We start from the raw sequence: 16,192 nt of genomic DNA on the forward strand, positions 1-16,192 counted from the left end.
AAAAATAAGTAATTATTTGAAATGGATTTTACCTTTAGTTAACCCTGCTTTGGCATAATATAGCTATTCGGCTCAGCCAATTATTCTCTTATATTTGCAGCCTTTGAAATATTGAATATGAACTTTGTTGAAGAATTACGCTGGCGCGGTATGCTGCATACCGAAATGCCGGGTACCGAAGAAAAGCTGAATAAAGGCATGACTTCGGGATATATAGGATTTGATCCAACCGCCGATTCCTTGCATGTGGGCCACTTAACCCAGATCATGACACTGATCCATTTTCAGCGCGCTGGTCATAAACCTTATGCTTTGGTGGGGGGCGCTACCGGTATGGTTGGCGATCCGTCGGGTAAATCGCAGGAGCGTAATTTATTGTCGGAAGATGTTTTGCAACATAACCTGGAGTCGGTTAAAAAGCAATTGACCCGTTTTCTGGATTTTAACAGCGGTGTCAATAGCGCCGAAATGGTGAATAACTACGACTGGTTCAAGAACTTTACTTTCCTTGATTTCATCCGTGATGTAGGTAAGCATATCACCGTTAATTATATGATGGCCAAAGACTCGGTAAAAAAACGGCTGGAAGGTGATACCGGGATGTCATTCACCGAATTTACCTATCAGTTGGTGCAGGGATACGATTTTTATTACCTGTGGAAACATCATAACTGTAGTATCCAGATGGGAGGCAGCGACCAGTGGGGTAATATTGTTACCGGTACCGAGCTCATCCGTCGTAAAGATAGCGGCGAGGCATTTGCCTTAACCACCAACCTGATCAAAAAGGCCGATGGTACCAAATTTGGAAAAACTGAAAGCGGCGCGGTTTGGCTGGATGCCGAGCGCACATCGCCATATCAGTTTTACCAGTTCTGGTTAAACACCACCGATGTTGATGCGAAGGCATATATCCGCATATTCACCCTGTTTGAACGTGATGTAATTGAAGCTTTGGAAGTGGAGCACGATGCAGCGCCGCATACACGGATATTACAAAAAGCACTGGCAAAGGATATCAGCATACGCGTACACGGCGAAGCTGAGTATGAAAAAGCCATTAAATCGTCTGAATTTTTATTTGGTAACGTAGGCATTGAGTTTTTAAATGAGTTGAATGATACCGAAGTACTGGACTTATTTGCGGGTGTGCCTAATTTTACAGTGGCTTTAACGGAGTTACAACAAGGTATCAATGTTAGCGATCTGCTGGCTGTTAAAACAGCTATATTCTCATCAAAGGGTGAAGCTAAAAAAATGATACAGGGTGGAGGTTCGGCAATTAATAAAGTTAAAATAGGTACCGCCGATGATGTTTATACCATTGATTCACTGATCAATAACAAATTCCTGGTGGTACAAAAAGGCAAAAAGAACTATTTTTTAATTATTGCTGAATAAGAAGGCATTAAATTAATAATCTGGAAGCGATGTGTTTTACACTCATCGCTTTTTTTGTTGTTATAAATTTTGAAATACGACAAATGGTAATTATATTTGTATATATGTCGTACAAAACAAAAGTTGATAGCAAAAAAAATGAGGTAAATGAGCCCATGGCAGCGTACGTTGTTCAGGCTCCGGTTCCTTCATTTTACCATTTACTGGAGGGGGCAAAGTCTGTCAAATTCTCTACAGATTTTGATATCATTAATCTGGCACGTAAAGGTTTCCCAAAAAGCGTTTTACTTTCATTAGCCAAAAAAATATCCCTCAATATACAGGAGCTGGCCAATATATTACATATCTCGGAGCGCACCTTACAGCGTTATGATGATAACGCCATCATTAAAACAGAGTACGCCGAAAAGGCCGTTGAGCTTGCCCGTCTGTATACCCGCGGCGAGGAAGTTTTTGGTTCCATGGATAAATTTAAAATTTGGGTAAAAACGCCGGGTTATGTGTTTAAAGGCGAGGCACCAGTAACTATCCTGGATACTTCCGCCGGTTTTGATATGGTTTTCAGGGAGTTGGGGCGTATTGAACACGGTATTTTTGCCTGATGGTTTTATATCGTATTGCAAAATGCCATTATGCCGATGACCTGAGCGGAACGGGTGCCCGTTTGTATGGCGGCCGCTGGAACAGTGAGGGCAAGCCAATGCTTTACCTGGCATCATCGAGGTCACTGGCGATTTTGGAAGTACTGGTGCATTTGGATCCCCTGATTGTCCCGGCCAATTTTTGCATTGCGCAAATTGATGTGCCAGATTATAGTTTCACACAATTAAACCACGCTTTGCTGCCTGATAACTGGCAGGATGTTTCGGGTCCGGTAGCATTAAGAAAACTGGGCGACGAGTTTCTGAAAAAACAAGAATACCTGGCTATGCGGGTACCATCGGCTATTGTACCGGCAGAGTTTAATTACATCCTTAACCCTTTGCACCCCGAAGCCAGGAATATCAAAATAGTGAATAAAGAATCTTTTAGTTTTGACGACCGGCTTTTAAATTGAGAATAGCTCAAATTATTTATAACAGAAAAGGCGATGGATTTTAATCCATCGCCTTTTCTGTTATGCTTTAATGATAATTACAAATCGCTCAACAGGTCGAGTTTTTTGTGATTGTACTCTTCCTGGGATATCAGGCCGTTATCAAACAATGTTTTTAATTTTTTTAGTTTTTCGGTAAGTTCATCTGGCTTTGGCGCTTCGTGCATAACAGGGGCCGGTGCTGGCGCTGGCGGCGCAACGGGAGCTGGTTGTTGCGTTACTACTGGAGCTGGTGCAGTATAAGTTTGTTGTGCTGTAGCAGCATGCGCAGCAGCAGCAGGATTATCAAACTGGATAGAACCAGATTCGGCACGTTTTTGTTCCAGATCGCGTTGGCGACGGGCCTCACGTTCAATTTCCTTACGTTCCTGTGCGTATTGATATAATTTACGACCCTGGATCTTTGGCAGGTAATCAACAGCCATTTCGGCGCCGTTGGTTGTTTTTACACTGAATACAGCACCAATGATCTCTTCCTTGGTATGTACATCAACAATATCTTTCCAAACAAAATCAACAAACTTGATGGATAAACCCAGGTTTGCCGGGGTAAAAAACAATACCCGTTTGTTGGTAATGGCAATACAATCCGGAAATAAGTTTACCAATGGCTTTTTTTGAACCGCTATATAAATGATCTCTTCGCCAGAAGATAGCAGATCCACCAGGCGGGAATATACTTTTTCAACTGCTTTAGGATCTTGTTCCTCGTTTAAAAATTTCTCAATCATGTTTTTAGCATTTATGATGCGTGCAAAAATAATAATAATACCTGTCAAAAGACAAGATTTTAGTATTGAGTATCAAGTATCAAGATTTTTTGAAAACCGATCTGGTCACAAGGGAAAGTCGTGATACTCGATACTAATTACTTGATACTAAAATGGACTAAGCAATCAGCAAATTACATCCGCGAATGTCTGACTGGTCAAACCTGCCCAATACTTCAAATGCGCCATCGCTGTTGATCTTGCCCAGATCCTGCGTAGCAATAAATGAGCAGGAGTTGATATTAGCCAGATCGATCACATTGATGCCGCCTGTTTTGCCCTTTGCTAACGTACTGATGGGATCATTAGTATCGCGAATGATAATTTTCATCCAGGGAGGGCATTCAAAAATACCATCACCTTTGGAATAGGCCTGTGATAGCAGTTCGGTCATGCCATATTCTGAATGGATATGGCTTACACCGAAGCCTTTACATAAAGTATTATGCAGTTCCTCGCGAATCATCTCTTTACGCCGGCCTTTCATGCCGCCGGTTTCCATCACAATCAATTCCGGGAAATTAATCTGATAGGTTTCGATAAAATCAAGCAGGCCAAAGGTAACACCTATTAAAAGGATAGGTCTGTTAGCTGCCTGTTGTTTTTGTAGTTGCTGGTATAGTTCGTTGTGGTTATATAAAAAAAAACCACTGTCGGGGTTTTCGGATTGTTTGATCAGATCATCAACCATGTAAATAAGCGATGAACCTTCGCGCTCCAGGTAAGATGGTAGCAGGGCCAGCACGGTATAATCCCTGATATCGCCATAAAACAATTGGAATGCATCGCGGAAACTATTCTCATACCAGGTTTTATCGCTTACCAAATGGCTGCTGGTAACCATGCCTGTGGTGCCAGAGCTGGTAAAGATTAATTGAACCGGGGCTCCGGTACTCAGTATCTGGTGCGATTTAAAAAATTCTATGGGTAGAAATGGAATCTGCTCCACCGAAGTGATTTTATCTGCATTTAACCTTAGTCCCGAAATAAATTGCCGGTAAACGTTGCAATTTTTAGCCTGGTGGCGAAAGATCTGCAGGGCTGTTTGATCAAAATCGTCGGTGCTGTTAATAGAAAATACCTGCTGTTTAGTCGGTGTGCTCATTGTTAGCAAAGATAGTTTATTAGATGTGCGGATTTCAAATTTCAGATGTGCAGATTATCCAAATCTTCATTGTTAAAGAATTCTGAAATTCGCTAATTCTGTTAATTCTGATTCACACAAAAAACAAATGACCATGCGCTTGCACAATTATGTAAACAAGTATGCGTTTTGGGGGTTAGTAATTAATATAACATTGTACAAATTGTAATTTTACCCCCATGAAAACATTAAAATTTTTGAGGTTCCCACTAATCCTGAGCTTGTTTTTTGTCCTGATATCGGCCAAAGCAGGCGATAAGGAAACGGAACGCGTACATAATGCAGCAAACGTATTAAAAGAGTTCAGCAAAATGAGTGAAACCATTCCGCATCAGTTGATGGAGCAGTCGGAAGGAATTGTTGTTATCCCTAAAATGATCAATGCCGGTTTTGGCATTGGCGGTAAACGGGGCAGAGGCGTTGCCATGGTAAAACTGGCAAGCGGCAAATGGAGCGACCCGGTGTTTGTAACTTTAACTGGTGGTAGTTTTGGTTTGCAGATTGGTGTGCAATCTGTCGATCTGATCCTGGTATTTCATCACAAGGGTGTATTGACTAAGGTTGAAAATGGCGACTTTACCATTGGTGGCGACATTTCGGCGGCGGCAGGCCCGGTTGGCCGAAGCTCATCTGCCAGTACCGATTATAAGCTGGAGGCCGAAGTTTACTCGTATTCACGCAGCCGCGGTTTATTTGCCGGTATAACTATTAATGGTTCAAACCTGGCTATTGATAAAAATGCCATCGCTAATTTTTATGGCGATAAATCAACTTCGCAGGAAATCTTTGCTTCATCAAAAAGTGATAAAGATGGAGTTGCTGTGTTGAAAGAGGCTGTAAGCGCATTCTAAGATTATGCACGAATTCCATGATGTAACACTAATTTCACGAATTTTTTCGAATTTCACGAATTATACTTTTCAATTCGTGTTAATTGATTCGAAGTAATTCGTGTAATTGGTGTTCATTCTTTTCCGAAGGCTTTTTGTAGCAGCACGCCCGAGAGCGCTGCGAAGCCACTCACCAACCCGCCGATTATCCCGGTGATCACCAGCAAATAACCCCAGCCCGGTAAATGTAATAATACAGCCACTTTTTTAGCCAGCATATGATCATTAGGGATGCTTTTAAATAGTGCCAATACTATCCACACAGTAAACACCGCTAAAAAACCCGACCAAAACGCCTGGCCTGATGTTTTGCCAATAAAAAATGCTGCCGAAAATGCCGCTATAGCCACTACCCACCAAGGCAAAAAGAAACCGCTTGCAAATGATAGTATGAGTATGATGAGGAATAACATAATCTTTTATTTTTAGTTTTGGGTATCAAGTAGTTAGTATCAAGTATCAAGATACTTGTATTTGTTGATAGTTTTTCAAAAGTCGTGATACTTGATACTAACTACTTGATACTTTTTTTATTTACTGCCTATTGTTAGTGTTGTTTTGATACGGTTTGACATTTCATCGGGCGACTGCAGGAACAATAGTTCTTTTAGTTGGCCTTTTTGCCAGGTTTTTAGCATATCGTCATAAAAAAAGCTGCCTGGATTGCCCGATTCGCCGCCGGGTAAAATGCCATAGCCTTTTACTGTTGGCCCCATTTGTACCACCATGCGCCAAGATGGGCCGTGCCCGTTGTTCAACGCGTTAATGGTTGAGCCTGTACCGCCTGTAGCAAAATTGCCAGAGCTGAATGCTTCCTGGCGGGTGAGGTGCTTGATCTCCATTTTTTTGACCGAACCCCACTGCCATTTTTCGCCCGGTTTACCGTATTCATGAGTTAGATCATTTATAGCGGTTTTAAAGGCCAGGGTTACTATATCGGTACGGGTTTCTTTTGTTGGGGTACGGATATCATCAAACCATTTGGAATTGGGCTCTTTTAGTAAAAGTTGCTCAGTACGGTCAACCGATGGATAGTTTTCCTGCAGGTCTTTAGCCGCAAAATCATCGCTCCAGATCATTTTGTACATTTTAATCCACCAGGCATTAAATATAGAGGCCCCGGTTGAATTGATGCTAAAATCTTTGTTCCAGCTTTTGATCATACTGAGAGCTTCAGACTGGGTTTGATCAAGTTTGGAGGCGTCGACATATTTTAGCATAGCAGGTAAAATATCCTGCGCCCGGATGCTGTAAGTATCGGTTTGCAGGATCCGCATACTATCAACGGTAGCTTTTTGCATTATGGTAAGCCGGTCATTAATGCGCTTGCCACGCTCATACTGAGCAAACGACCAGTTGATATAATATGGATAGGTTGAATCTGTTGAGGATTGATTGGCCGAGCTTACAAAACCACGTGGCGGGTTTTTGACGGTAGGATCCTGTTCAAAGGGAATCCAGCCATGCCAGTCATCGGCCGGGTCGGTACCATCTAATATAAATTTACCCTGATCACGATATTTCAAAGGGTATTTACCGTTAGGGGTGATGGCGATGTCGTTATCCTTACTGGCAAATACAAAGTTGGATGCAGGAGCGTTAAAATATGTAAGCGCCTTACGGTAATCGGCATAATTTTTTCCCTTGTTTAAAATATACATGGTCATTAGCTCGTCCGATTCATCATGCGCAATCCATCTTAGCGCGGCGCCTACAGGTGCAAAATCATATGAGTCTGAAGTTTTTTTGGTTTTATCTTCATAAACCACCGGGCCGTGATGAGTGTATATAACCGTGTCATATAAAGGTTGTTGCCCGCGGATGTTGATCACTTCCACCCGTCTGTTGGTTTTGTTCCATTGGTTATTGTACCAATATTCTTCCTTTTTATTATCTCTGAACTTTACCTGGTACCAATCCAACACATCGGCATCTACATTGGTAATGCCCCAGCTAATATTATTGTTAAAACCTAATATAACGGCGGGCGAGCCCGGTAACGAAACCCCATAAACATTTACAGATGGCGCCGAAAGCTGTATTTGGTACCATATGGATGGGAAAGTAAGATTTAAGTGTGGGTCGTTGGCTAAAATAGGATAACCATTGGCTGTTTTACTGCCAGATACCGCCCAGTTATTACTACCAATGCCTTCTTCCTTTATCACGCTTTTAACACTATCATTCATCAAAGCCATAAAATTTGCCGACGGTTTGGGAATGGGCAGCGGTTTAAAATCCCATTTGGTACCCACCGGAATGATCGGATCCTCGTGCATGGGGTAATCCGGAAACAGATCATTAGTAGTTTTAGCCCCAAAGCGTTTTAAAATATTGGTCATGGCAAACTCGTTGGAGCCACCGGCCAGGGTTTCGCTCATGAGTTTGAGCAAAAAGGCACAGTTGATCGGTTTCCAGTCTTCTGGTGCATAATCCAGCAGTTTAAATTCAATGGGATACTGGCGTGGGTGCAGGCGATGGATGTAAGCGTTAATACCGTCGGTATAAGCCAGTATCATCTGGCGTACGGCCGGTTCGCTCATCATGGCTTTTAAAGTTTTTTCGGCGCCATAAACCATACCCATACGGCGGTGATAACGGTCGACCTCCAGTAATTGCGGGCCAAGTACCTCTGCCAGTCTGCCTGCGGCCTGTCTGGTTTGTATATCCATTTGCCAAAGGCGTTCTGTAGCAGTTATATAGCCCTGTGCATAATACAGGTCGTGCTCGTTATCGGCAAAAATGTGCGGGATACGGTTCTCATCGTACTTAATGGTTACCTTATCCGTAAGGCCCGGAAGCATTAAATGGGTGGTTGATAAAATATTTTTGCTTTCGGCATTTTGCCAAAATCCATCCGCCGGACTTAAAAAATCGCCGAATGGTGGTACCGGGCCAAATTTATGTTGCAATGCCCAAATCAATACAAGGGTAAAGGCGATGGATAAAAACGCTTTTGTAAACTTCATGTGGTTTCAGTATCAAGTAGTTGGGCAGTGAGCGGGGACTGGTGAATAATGAGTAGAAAATTATGACTATTAATAATCATGATGTTAACTACTCACCACTCACTACTCACCACTTAACCAAAGTTAATGTTTTAATATACATCCTCAAGTTTTGGTTTATGCTTATAGTGTTTTTTGTAGGGATTATTATCATAACCGGATGAGCGACCTTCTTTACGATACTCCCAGGGTGGGGTAGGATTGGCATCCTGCCATAGGCCCAGCTTATTTTCGCGGGCATTTTGCTCCAGGCTGGCTAATTCGGCGCTTTGGGAATAGGCTTTGTATTGCCACGCGAAACCATTTTTTACCAGCTGATAATTTACATTGGTGCCATCGGTCAAAATAACCATAGCAACGGTGCGGCCATAACGGTCTTTAGTGTTGCCTATCAGGGTAACATCCTTGCCAAAGCAAAGATCGGAAGTGAATTTTTTGGCCGCTTTACCAAAGGCTTGCGATTTTTCGGGGCAATCTATTTCGGCCAGGCGAACGGTAATTTGCTGGTTCTCGTTACTGAGCAGGCCCAGCGTATCACCATCTTTTATTTTAACTACTTTATACTGATTCGCAGGCTTGGGGTTACAGCCCCATAGTATGAACAGACAGATGAGAAGGCAGGTGTGATACTTTTTGAACATTTTTCAAATGTGCAGATTTTTTGTCTGAATCAGAATTAACTTCGTTGAGGGCTTCGCTGTTTACATGATTGTCAAAATTCTGATTCAGATACTCTTTATTCCGCATGCAGGCTCATCACATTACCATCCGGGTCTTTTACGGCCAAAAACTTCCCCCATGGGGTCTCATCAATTGTACCCAGTTCAATGCCTTTGGCGGTGAGATCTTTAATATCGGCATCCAGGTTATCGGTTTTAATCACAAAGCCACGGATGCAGCCGGGTATCATTTCAGGGAACCATGTAACCAGCGTAATAGAAACCGGCGAACCGGGGAAACCCAACTGCACCCATTGCTGACCCGGAGCAAAAGGGGCATCGACTAAGATTTCGAAACCCAGTTTTTGATAAAACTCCTTGGCCCTGGTTTGGTCGGTAACCGGGATAGAGATAACTTCAATTGCTTTCATTTGAGTTGGTTTTATGTTGGTGTTTAAAAGCTAATGTCTAAGCTCCTGGCATTTCATTTAATATTTGAATCATTCTGCGGGTAATACCTTTTTTCCATCCGGATTCCATAAATATACTGGAGAACATATTTTTAAGCCCTTTGAAGCCACTATGTTCCAATACCAGACGGGTGCCATCGCCATCGGGGGTTAACGTCCAGGTAAGTAAAGTATCCAAACCTATAACACCAGGCCGGGGACCGCCTTTCCAGGTATATACAAGCCTTTGATTAAGTATCACTTCCAGTACCTCGCAATAAACAATACCATCCCAACCCATTTTGGGCAGTGGTTTGCTATGAAACTGAAACTGATGACCAACTACAGGCTTAAAATCATTTTTCATGAGCCACTGGCTAACCAGATCGGGGTTGGTGAGGCATTCCCAAACCTTTTCAGGAGCATGGGGAAAATGCCACTTGATAACAAGATCTCTTTTCATTTATGTGTAACCTTTGGGTTACGTAAATATATAAGTAACTTTTGGGTTACGCAAATAAAATTTATTTTATTTGAAAAGTTAAATTGTAACTATATCTTTAGTTATATATTATCTTATGAAAATATTATTGATGAAAACATTCCTTATCATAGCGCTTCTTTCAGGATACTTCGCTATAGCTCCTTCAGCACAGATTGTTAAAAAGGATACCGCCTTAATAAAACAGATCGACTCCATGTTTAAAACCGATCAGTTTTGGCGTAAAGAATTTGCGAAAACGCAGCGAAAGGAAAAATCGGTCTATAGTGATGAAACTATCCAAAGCAAATGGGAAGAAGCGGATCGTATCAACGAGTTAAAAGCCAAGGCTATTATCAAAAAGTACGGCTATCCGGGTTATGACCTGGTTGGCGGTTCAAGCGATAGCTTTTGGGCCATTGTACAACATTGCGATGATGATATCCCCTTCCAGGAACAGGTGCTTATTTTGATGAAGAAGGAGGTAGATAAGAATAACGCCGACAAAGAAAATTATGCTTTACTGACCGATAGGGTACTTGTTGGTAAACATCAAAAGCAAATTTACGGTACCCAGGTAAATGTTGATCCGAAAACACATAAAGCCACACCCTTCCCTCTGAAATACCCCAAATCTGTTGATAAGCTTCGTAAGGAGGTTGGTCTTGAGCCACTTGCTGCCTATCTTAAAAGTTTTGAATAACCCGTAGATTATTCAAGTGGAACTTTATTAGCTTATCTTTGTTGCTTTAATGTTAACCATAAATTAAGTATCCTGATGGGGAAATTTACCATACCAGACAAAGTACTGTATGTATGCGTTGGTAGCAAATGCGGCAAGAGGGGTGGCAAGGATATGTTTAAGCTGGCTAAATCATATGCCAAACATCATCACGGTCCCGAAGAGATAGAAGTGATAGAAACAGAATGTACCGACAGGTGTAAATATGCCCCTGTTTGTAGTATCCAGCCGGGTAATACCTGGTTGAAAGAATATCACCCTAAGGACGTATTGAAGCTGATGGATCTGATATAGGCTCTATCCAATCCTTCCCGCAAGTTAAGGATACTCCGGAGGAGTAAAAGCTTTATAGGAAACAAACAACAATCATGTAGCATGCCGAAGGTATGCAACCGGGTACAGTACCGATGGCACTGAATGGTAACCGAATTTTTCTACAGTTTTAACCCCCATGGAGTTTGTAAAATTACTTACTGAATGACATTGAACCCTCCCCTGAAGAGTAATAGCCCATGAAGGCGGGGTTTAAACCTGCAAGATTAAAAACAAAGTCGCATAGCCGACTCACCCGGTCTACGCTTCGCTGGACCACCCTCTCTGCGGCTTTGCCGCAAAGAGGGTAAAGAAGAAAATCCCCTCTATGCGCGCAGCGTAGAGAGGGGTGACGAGCGCAGCGATGTCGGGGTGAGTCGATAGATGCTTAATTTGCGCCTTATGCTTTTCATGGGCTATTACTCCCCTGAAGGGGAAGGGTTTAATAATTAGAAAGCCCCTCGCTAAATGGAGGGCACTGAAAAAGTGGCTATTTATCAAAAGAGGTCGTTTTCAAAATTGAAAACAACCTCTTTTTCGTTGGCGTATTCGGGTAGGTGGTGGAGAATGATTTCGTACAGGCGATTCTCAGCGCCTCCATTTTATCTGTAAAACTACCTCTTTAATTTTAAAGGACTTTTTCAGTGCCCTCGCTAAATGCAAGGGGCTTTCTAATTTTCAATTTTGCTTATCAAAAGTCTCACCCTTTAGGGGCAGATTATTCACAATATTATTTGTTTTGGCGTTCATGAGGACTACGCCATTTAGAGAGCGCTTTTTACGCTTCGCTGTCATATTTGATCTGACCAACGTGTTTGTCGATCTGCCATCTGCCGGTACCTTCTTCGCCAATAACTTCAAACAGTTCAAGGGCACGACGGGCTTTGTATTCTTCTTCACGTTGTTCTTTCAGGAACCAGTTCAGGAACTCCATAGTCACAAAATCCTGCTCTTTCATGCAACGGGCATAAATGTTTTTGATAGATTGTGTAACGCTGATCTCCTGGTCCAAAGCTTCTTCAAACACTTCGCGAAAAGAGTTATATTCCTGTTTGATGCCGGTAACTTCCGGAGATATAGCGTTGCCGCCCATATCCAGAATGTATTTATAAAATTTTAACTGGTGAACCCTTTCCTCTTCAGCCTGTTTAAAAAAATAGTCGGACGAAAAATCATAACCATTACGGTTACACCAGGAAGCCATGGATAAATATATAGATGAAGACAAAGCTTCTTTTCTAACCTGTTGATTTAAAAGCGCTTCAATTTCTGTTGAAATAAGGCTTTTTATGCGGAGCAGATCTTTCATAGTTTTAAATTAATAACTTGTTGCAGGTATTATGATGCAATAATAGTGCTATATGTTAATATAACTATAATTTAAAGATAATATGAATTTAGTATTAGTCTAAATAGTTAACTAACTATGTTACAGAGACGTTCGTGCAGAATATGATTTAACTCCAGCATCACAAAAGTGCCTTCCAATAATTCTTTCAGGGCTATGATTTGTATGAGTGATAATACATAGCAATGATCGCAGGCGCAGATAAAGATGATCTCTACATCGGGATCTTTAGTAGTATTGAGCAGGGCTTGCTCAATATCGATATGATAAACCGACTTGCGCAGCTTTAACAGGCAACGATAATCGAATTTGGCCACCTTACCCGCAAAATCAACATACCAGCAACGCTCGGCGTCGCATTGGTAAATGGCCCCTGCCGATGTTTTAAAAACATCTGTCCATGGAGTGCTTGTTGTAATGGTGCTGATCATATCTGGGCACAAAGATTATTATTATTTATAATTAATCCAAATAAAGTACTCGATTTTTTATTAACATGGCTCGGGGTGGTATGGAAAGCTGATGCCGGATGCTGGACTTTAGGATTTTTGGAGCAGGGAACAATAAAAGAATCTTTGTTCCTTGCTCCAAAAATCCTTATTCCAAAAAAGTTTTTAATACTTTAGGGTCCACATACTCAGTATAAAATGAACAACATTAAAGCCTGTATTTTTGACCTCGACGGTGTAATTGTTGATACAGCCATATACCATTATAAAGCCTGGCGTCGCCTGGCCAATTCCCTGGGTTTTGATTTTAGCGAACAGCAGAACGAACAATTGAAAGGTGTAAGCCGGGTGCGGTCGTTAGAGATTGTGCTGCAAGCGGGAGGGATAACAAAAACTGATGCCGAAAAGGATCAATTAGCCGCGCAAAAGAATGCCTGGTATGTTGAAATGATCAATCAGATGACCACTGACGAAATATTGCCCGGCGCACGCGAGTTTGTGCAAAGCTGCCGTGATGCGGGCATCAAAACTGCCCTGGGTTCGGCCAGTAAAAATTCCATGACCATTTTGGAGAAACTACAGATAGTAAACCTGTTTGATGCTATTATCGACGGCAACAAAGTGACCAAGGCCAAACCCGATCCGGAGGTTTTTTTAAAAGGAGCGGAAGCGCTGGGCATCGAACCGCAATATTGCGTGGTATTTGAGGATGCTATTGCCGGTGTGGAGGCCGCCAAAGCAGGCGAGATGAAAGCCATCGGCATAGGCGACCCTAAGGTACTATATGAGGCGGATCTGGTGGTGAGCGGGCTTAACGAGATGACTTTAGACAAATTATAATAAAACGCGTCATTGCGTAGCAAGAGCCCCACTAAATCTCCCCCAAAGGAGGAGACTTTAAAAAAACGCTTTAAGCCCTCTCCTTTGGAGAGGGTTGGGTGAGGCTCCAGCCTCGCAATGACGGTCGTGAAAATTGCATCAAATGAAAAACTACATAAAACCTGCTGAGTGGAGCATTATTGAAGAAGGCTTCGACCCACAGCATCATCAAATATCGGAGAGTATATTTAGTCTGGGCAATGGCCGCATGGGTCAGCGGGCTAATTTTGAAGAAGCTTACAGCGGACAATCGTTGCTGGGCAACTATGTAGCGGGGGTTTATTATCCCGATAAAACCCGTGTAGGCTGGTGGAAGAATGGCTATCCCGAATACTTTGCCAAAGTGCTCAACGCCGCAAACTGGACGATCATCGACGTAAGCATCGACGGCGAACAGCTTGACCTGGCTAAGTGCGAAGTAAGCAACTTTCGCCGGGAACTGAATATGAAGGAGGGATACCTGAAAAGAAACTTCAGCGCTAAAACAGTCGGTGGCAAAGCGGTAAAGGTAGAAGCCATTCGCTTTTGCAGTATGGTTGACGATGAGGCAGCGGCTATAAAATATACCATCACCCCGGTAAACTTCAGCGGAACCATTACGCTGACACCCGCTATCGACGGCGATGTGGTAAACAAAGACTCCAACTACGACGAAAAATTTTGGGACGAGGTAAGCAAAGCCAACCAACCCGATGGTGGCTACGTGGTGATGCGTACCAAGAAAACAGGCTTTGAGGTTGCCACAGGCATGAAGTTCAGTCTTTTGCAGAATGAGCAGCCTGTGCTGGCCCATGCAGAAGCCATCACTAAAGAAAAATATGTGGCTTCGGCTATAACTGTACAAGTGCAGCAGGGCCAAAGCATCAGCCTGATAAAATATGTGGCTAACTTATCCTCCCAAAATCACAAATCCGGGGAATTGGTAGCCCATTTGAACGATACCCTTAACCGGGTAGCCTCTAAAGGCTTTAACACCCTGCTGGCCGAACAAGCCGCTGCCTGGGCCAAAAAATGGGAACATAATGATATCATTATCGAAGGCGATGTATCGGCGCAACAAGCCATCCGCTTTAACATATTCCAGCTCAACCAAACCTATACGGGTGAGGACGACCGGCTCAACATCGGCCCTAAAGGTTTTACCGGCGAAAAATATGGCGGCTCTACCTATTGGGATACCGAAGCCTATTGTGTGCCATTTTACCTCGCCACTGCCGATCAAAAAGTAACCCGTAACCTGCTCCTGTACCGCTATAAACAATTGGGTAAAGCTATTGAGAATGCCACCCTGCTGGGTTTTAAGGATGGCGCGGCTTTGTACCCCATGGTCACCATGGATGGCACCGAATGCCATAATGAGTGGGAGATCACATTTGAAGAGATCCACCGCAATGGAGCCATCGCCTATGCCATTTTTAATTATGTGCGTTACACTGCTGATGAAGCCTACCTGGCCGATTATGGCCTGGAAGTATTGATAGCCATTGCCCGTTTCTGGTCGCAGAGGGTGAGCTGGTCGCAGGCAAAGCAGCAATATGTAATGCTGGGTGTAACCGGGCCAAACGAGTATGAAAATAACATCAATAACAATTGGTATACCAGCACGCTGGCTACCTGGTGCATGGGCTATGCTATAGAAGTTATTGAAAAAGTAAAAGCTGCTGATAAAGCCAAATATGACGCCTTAGCTGCCAGGATCAATTTTGACGAAGCTACCGAAACATCCAGGTACAAACATATCATCGAAAAAATGTACTATGGTTACGACGAAAAGCTGCAGGTGTTTTTACAGCAGGACGGTTATCTTGACAAAGAACAGATCCTGGTAAAAGATCTGCCCGCGGCCGACCGTCCGCTCAACCAGAAATGGAGTTGGGACAGGATCCTGCGATCGTGCTATATTAAACAGGCTGATGTGCTGCAAGGCATTTACTTTTTTGAGGACAGGTATGATCTGGAGACCATCCGCCGCAATTTTGATTTTTATGAACCACGTACTGTGCATGAGTCATCATTATCGCCCTGTGTGCACGCCATATTAGCCGCCAAATTGGGCGATGAGGCCCGTGCCTATGAGTTTTACCTGCGCACGGCCCGCCTGGATCTGGACGATTATAATAATGATACCGAGGATGGCTGCCACATCACCTCGATGGCCGGCACCTGGATGTCGGTAGTAGAAGGTTTTGGGGGGATGCGTGTTCGTGATGGTAAGCTGTCGTTCCAGCCTTTTATCCCCGCAAAGTGGTCGTCGTTCTCGTTCCATATCGGTTTCCGTGGGGCATTGCTGAATATTAAAGTGAGTAAGGATGGCATACAGATCAAAAATGCATCGGATAAGGAAACAAGTGTGGTGGTTTATGGGAAGGAGCAAGTGGTAGAAGCTGGTAGTGAGGTGTTGATTGAAAAGTAGATTGATTACTGTAGTCTGAAGACTACAGGTATAGTCGTTCGAAGTCAGAGACTTCGAACAGCAACCTTTTGATATTAGATAATAAATTATGGGCTGTCCAAACAAATTCAGCGCTGTCCGAAGTCTCTGACTTCGGACGACTATGCCTGTA

The 16,192-nt window shown here is 43.0% G+C and carries 17 protein-coding genes; 8 read left to right on the forward strand and 9 right to left on the reverse strand.

What is annotated here, in order from left to right:
• Positions 1 to 117: 117 nt before the first annotated feature.
• The 3 genes from tyrS to ACNURT_RS08580 all read left to right on the forward strand — a co-directional run bounded on the left by tyrS (position 118) and on the right by ACNURT_RS08580 (position 2,458).
• On the forward strand, positions 118 to 1,401 hold the full coding sequence (tyrS, locus tag ACNURT_RS08570; protein ID WP_419701377.1) for a tyrosine--tRNA ligase: 1,284 nt from the start codon (positions 118 to 120) through the stop codon (positions 1,399 to 1,401).
• A gap of 104 nt (positions 1,402 to 1,505) precedes the next feature.
• Complete coding sequence (locus tag ACNURT_RS08575) at positions 1,506 to 2,003, forward strand: antitoxin Xre-like helix-turn-helix domain-containing protein (protein WP_419701378.1); 498 nt, start codon at positions 1,506 to 1,508, stop codon at positions 2,001 to 2,003.
• Positions 2,003 to 2,458, forward strand: coding sequence for an RES family NAD+ phosphorylase (locus ACNURT_RS08580; protein ID WP_419701379.1), 456 nt, complete (start codon positions 2,003 to 2,005; stop codon positions 2,456 to 2,458). Before ACNURT_RS08575 ends, ACNURT_RS08580 begins: the two co-directional genes overlap by 1 nt.
• 77 nt (positions 2,459 to 2,535) lie before the next feature.
• On the opposite strand, the gene ACNURT_RS08585 is transcribed toward ACNURT_RS08580, so the two are convergent.
• Together ACNURT_RS08585 and ACNURT_RS08590 are read right to left on the reverse strand one after the other, a co-directional pair.
• Positions 2,536 to 3,228, reverse strand: a complete 693-nt coding sequence (locus tag ACNURT_RS08585; protein ID WP_419701380.1) for a PH domain-containing protein — start codon at positions 3,226 to 3,228, stop codon at positions 2,536 to 2,538.
• 157 nt (positions 3,229 to 3,385) lie between these two features.
• Positions 3,386 to 4,372, reverse strand: a complete 987-nt coding sequence (locus tag ACNURT_RS08590; RefSeq protein ID WP_419701381.1) for an acyl transferase — start codon at positions 4,370 to 4,372, stop codon at positions 3,386 to 3,388.
• A 218-nt stretch (positions 4,373 to 4,590) separates the two neighbouring features.
• Between ACNURT_RS08590 and ACNURT_RS08595 the strand changes: the two genes are divergently transcribed.
• The gene (locus ACNURT_RS08595) at positions 4,591 to 5,262 is read left to right on the forward strand and encodes a lipid-binding SYLF domain-containing protein (protein WP_419701382.1); all 672 of its coding nucleotides are present in this window, start codon (positions 4,591 to 4,593) and stop codon (positions 5,260 to 5,262) included.
• Positions 5,263 to 5,375: 113 nt separating this feature from the next.
• Here the strand turns inward: ACNURT_RS08595 and ACNURT_RS08600 are convergent, their stop codons facing one another.
• The 5 genes from ACNURT_RS08600 to ACNURT_RS08620 form a co-directional block, all read right to left on the reverse strand.
• Positions 5,376 to 5,714 carry a hypothetical protein gene (locus ACNURT_RS08600; protein WP_419701383.1) on the reverse strand — a complete coding sequence of 113 codons (339 nt, stop codon included), beginning with the start codon at positions 5,712 to 5,714 and terminating at the stop codon, positions 5,376 to 5,378.
• Positions 5,715 to 5,831: 117 nt separating this feature from the next.
• Complete coding sequence (locus ACNURT_RS08605) at positions 5,832 to 8,270, reverse strand: penicillin acylase family protein (protein ID WP_419701384.1); 2,439 nt, start codon at positions 8,268 to 8,270, stop codon at positions 5,832 to 5,834.
• A 131-nt stretch (positions 8,271 to 8,401) separates the two neighbouring features.
• Positions 8,402 to 8,950, reverse strand: a complete 549-nt coding sequence (locus ACNURT_RS08610) for a thermonuclease family protein (protein ID WP_419701385.1) — start codon at positions 8,948 to 8,950, stop codon at positions 8,402 to 8,404.
• Positions 8,951 to 9,045: 95 nt separating this feature from the next.
• Positions 9,046 to 9,399, reverse strand: a complete 354-nt coding sequence (locus tag ACNURT_RS08615; RefSeq protein ID WP_419701386.1) for a VOC family protein — start codon at positions 9,397 to 9,399, stop codon at positions 9,046 to 9,048.
• A gap of 37 nt (positions 9,400 to 9,436) precedes the next feature.
• A complete protein-coding gene (locus ACNURT_RS08620) occupies positions 9,437 to 9,880 on the reverse strand; it encodes an SRPBCC family protein (protein ID WP_419701387.1) in 444 nt (147 codons plus the stop codon).
• A 130-nt stretch (positions 9,881 to 10,010) separates the two neighbouring features.
• On the opposite strand from ACNURT_RS08620, the gene ACNURT_RS08625 reads away from it, so the two are divergent.
• Both ACNURT_RS08625 and ACNURT_RS08630 read left to right on the forward strand, forming a co-directional pair.
• A complete protein-coding gene (locus ACNURT_RS08625) occupies positions 10,011 to 10,601 on the forward strand; it encodes a DUF6624 domain-containing protein (protein ID WP_419701388.1) in 591 nt (196 codons plus the stop codon).
• Positions 10,602 to 10,676: 75 nt separating this feature from the next.
• Positions 10,677 to 10,934 carry a (2Fe-2S) ferredoxin domain-containing protein gene (locus tag ACNURT_RS08630; protein WP_370998650.1) on the forward strand — a complete coding sequence of 86 codons (258 nt, stop codon included), beginning with the start codon at positions 10,677 to 10,679 and terminating at the stop codon, positions 10,932 to 10,934.
• Between the two features lie 796 nt (positions 10,935 to 11,730).
• On the opposite strand, the gene ACNURT_RS08635 is transcribed toward ACNURT_RS08630, so the two are convergent.
• Positions 11,731 to 12,261, reverse strand: a complete 531-nt coding sequence (locus ACNURT_RS08635; RefSeq protein WP_370998649.1) for a ferritin — start codon at positions 12,259 to 12,261, stop codon at positions 11,731 to 11,733.
• 107 nt (positions 12,262 to 12,368) lie between these two features.
• Positions 12,369 to 12,731: a hypothetical protein gene (locus ACNURT_RS08640; RefSeq protein WP_419701389.1), complete on the reverse strand. Its 363-nt coding sequence runs from the start codon at positions 12,729 to 12,731 to the stop codon at positions 12,369 to 12,371.
• 216 nt (positions 12,732 to 12,947) lie between these two features.
• Here ACNURT_RS08640 and pgmB point away from each other — a divergent pair, with 216 nt between their 5' ends.
• Entirely contained in the window at positions 12,948 to 13,589 is a 642-nt protein-coding gene (gene pgmB, locus ACNURT_RS08645) for a beta-phosphoglucomutase (RefSeq protein WP_419701390.1), read from the forward strand.
• A 142-nt stretch (positions 13,590 to 13,731) separates the two neighbouring features.
• Positions 13,732 to 16,041, forward strand: coding sequence for a glycoside hydrolase family 65 protein (locus ACNURT_RS08650; protein WP_419701391.1), 2,310 nt, complete (start codon positions 13,732 to 13,734; stop codon positions 16,039 to 16,041).
• The last annotated feature ends 151 nt before the right edge of the window (positions 16,042 to 16,192 follow it).

Origin of the sequence: Mucilaginibacter sp. NFX135, assembly GCF_048565145.1 — a bacterium.
In the GTDB taxonomy this organism is placed as follows: domain Bacteria; phylum Bacteroidota; class Bacteroidia; order Sphingobacteriales; family Sphingobacteriaceae; genus Mucilaginibacter.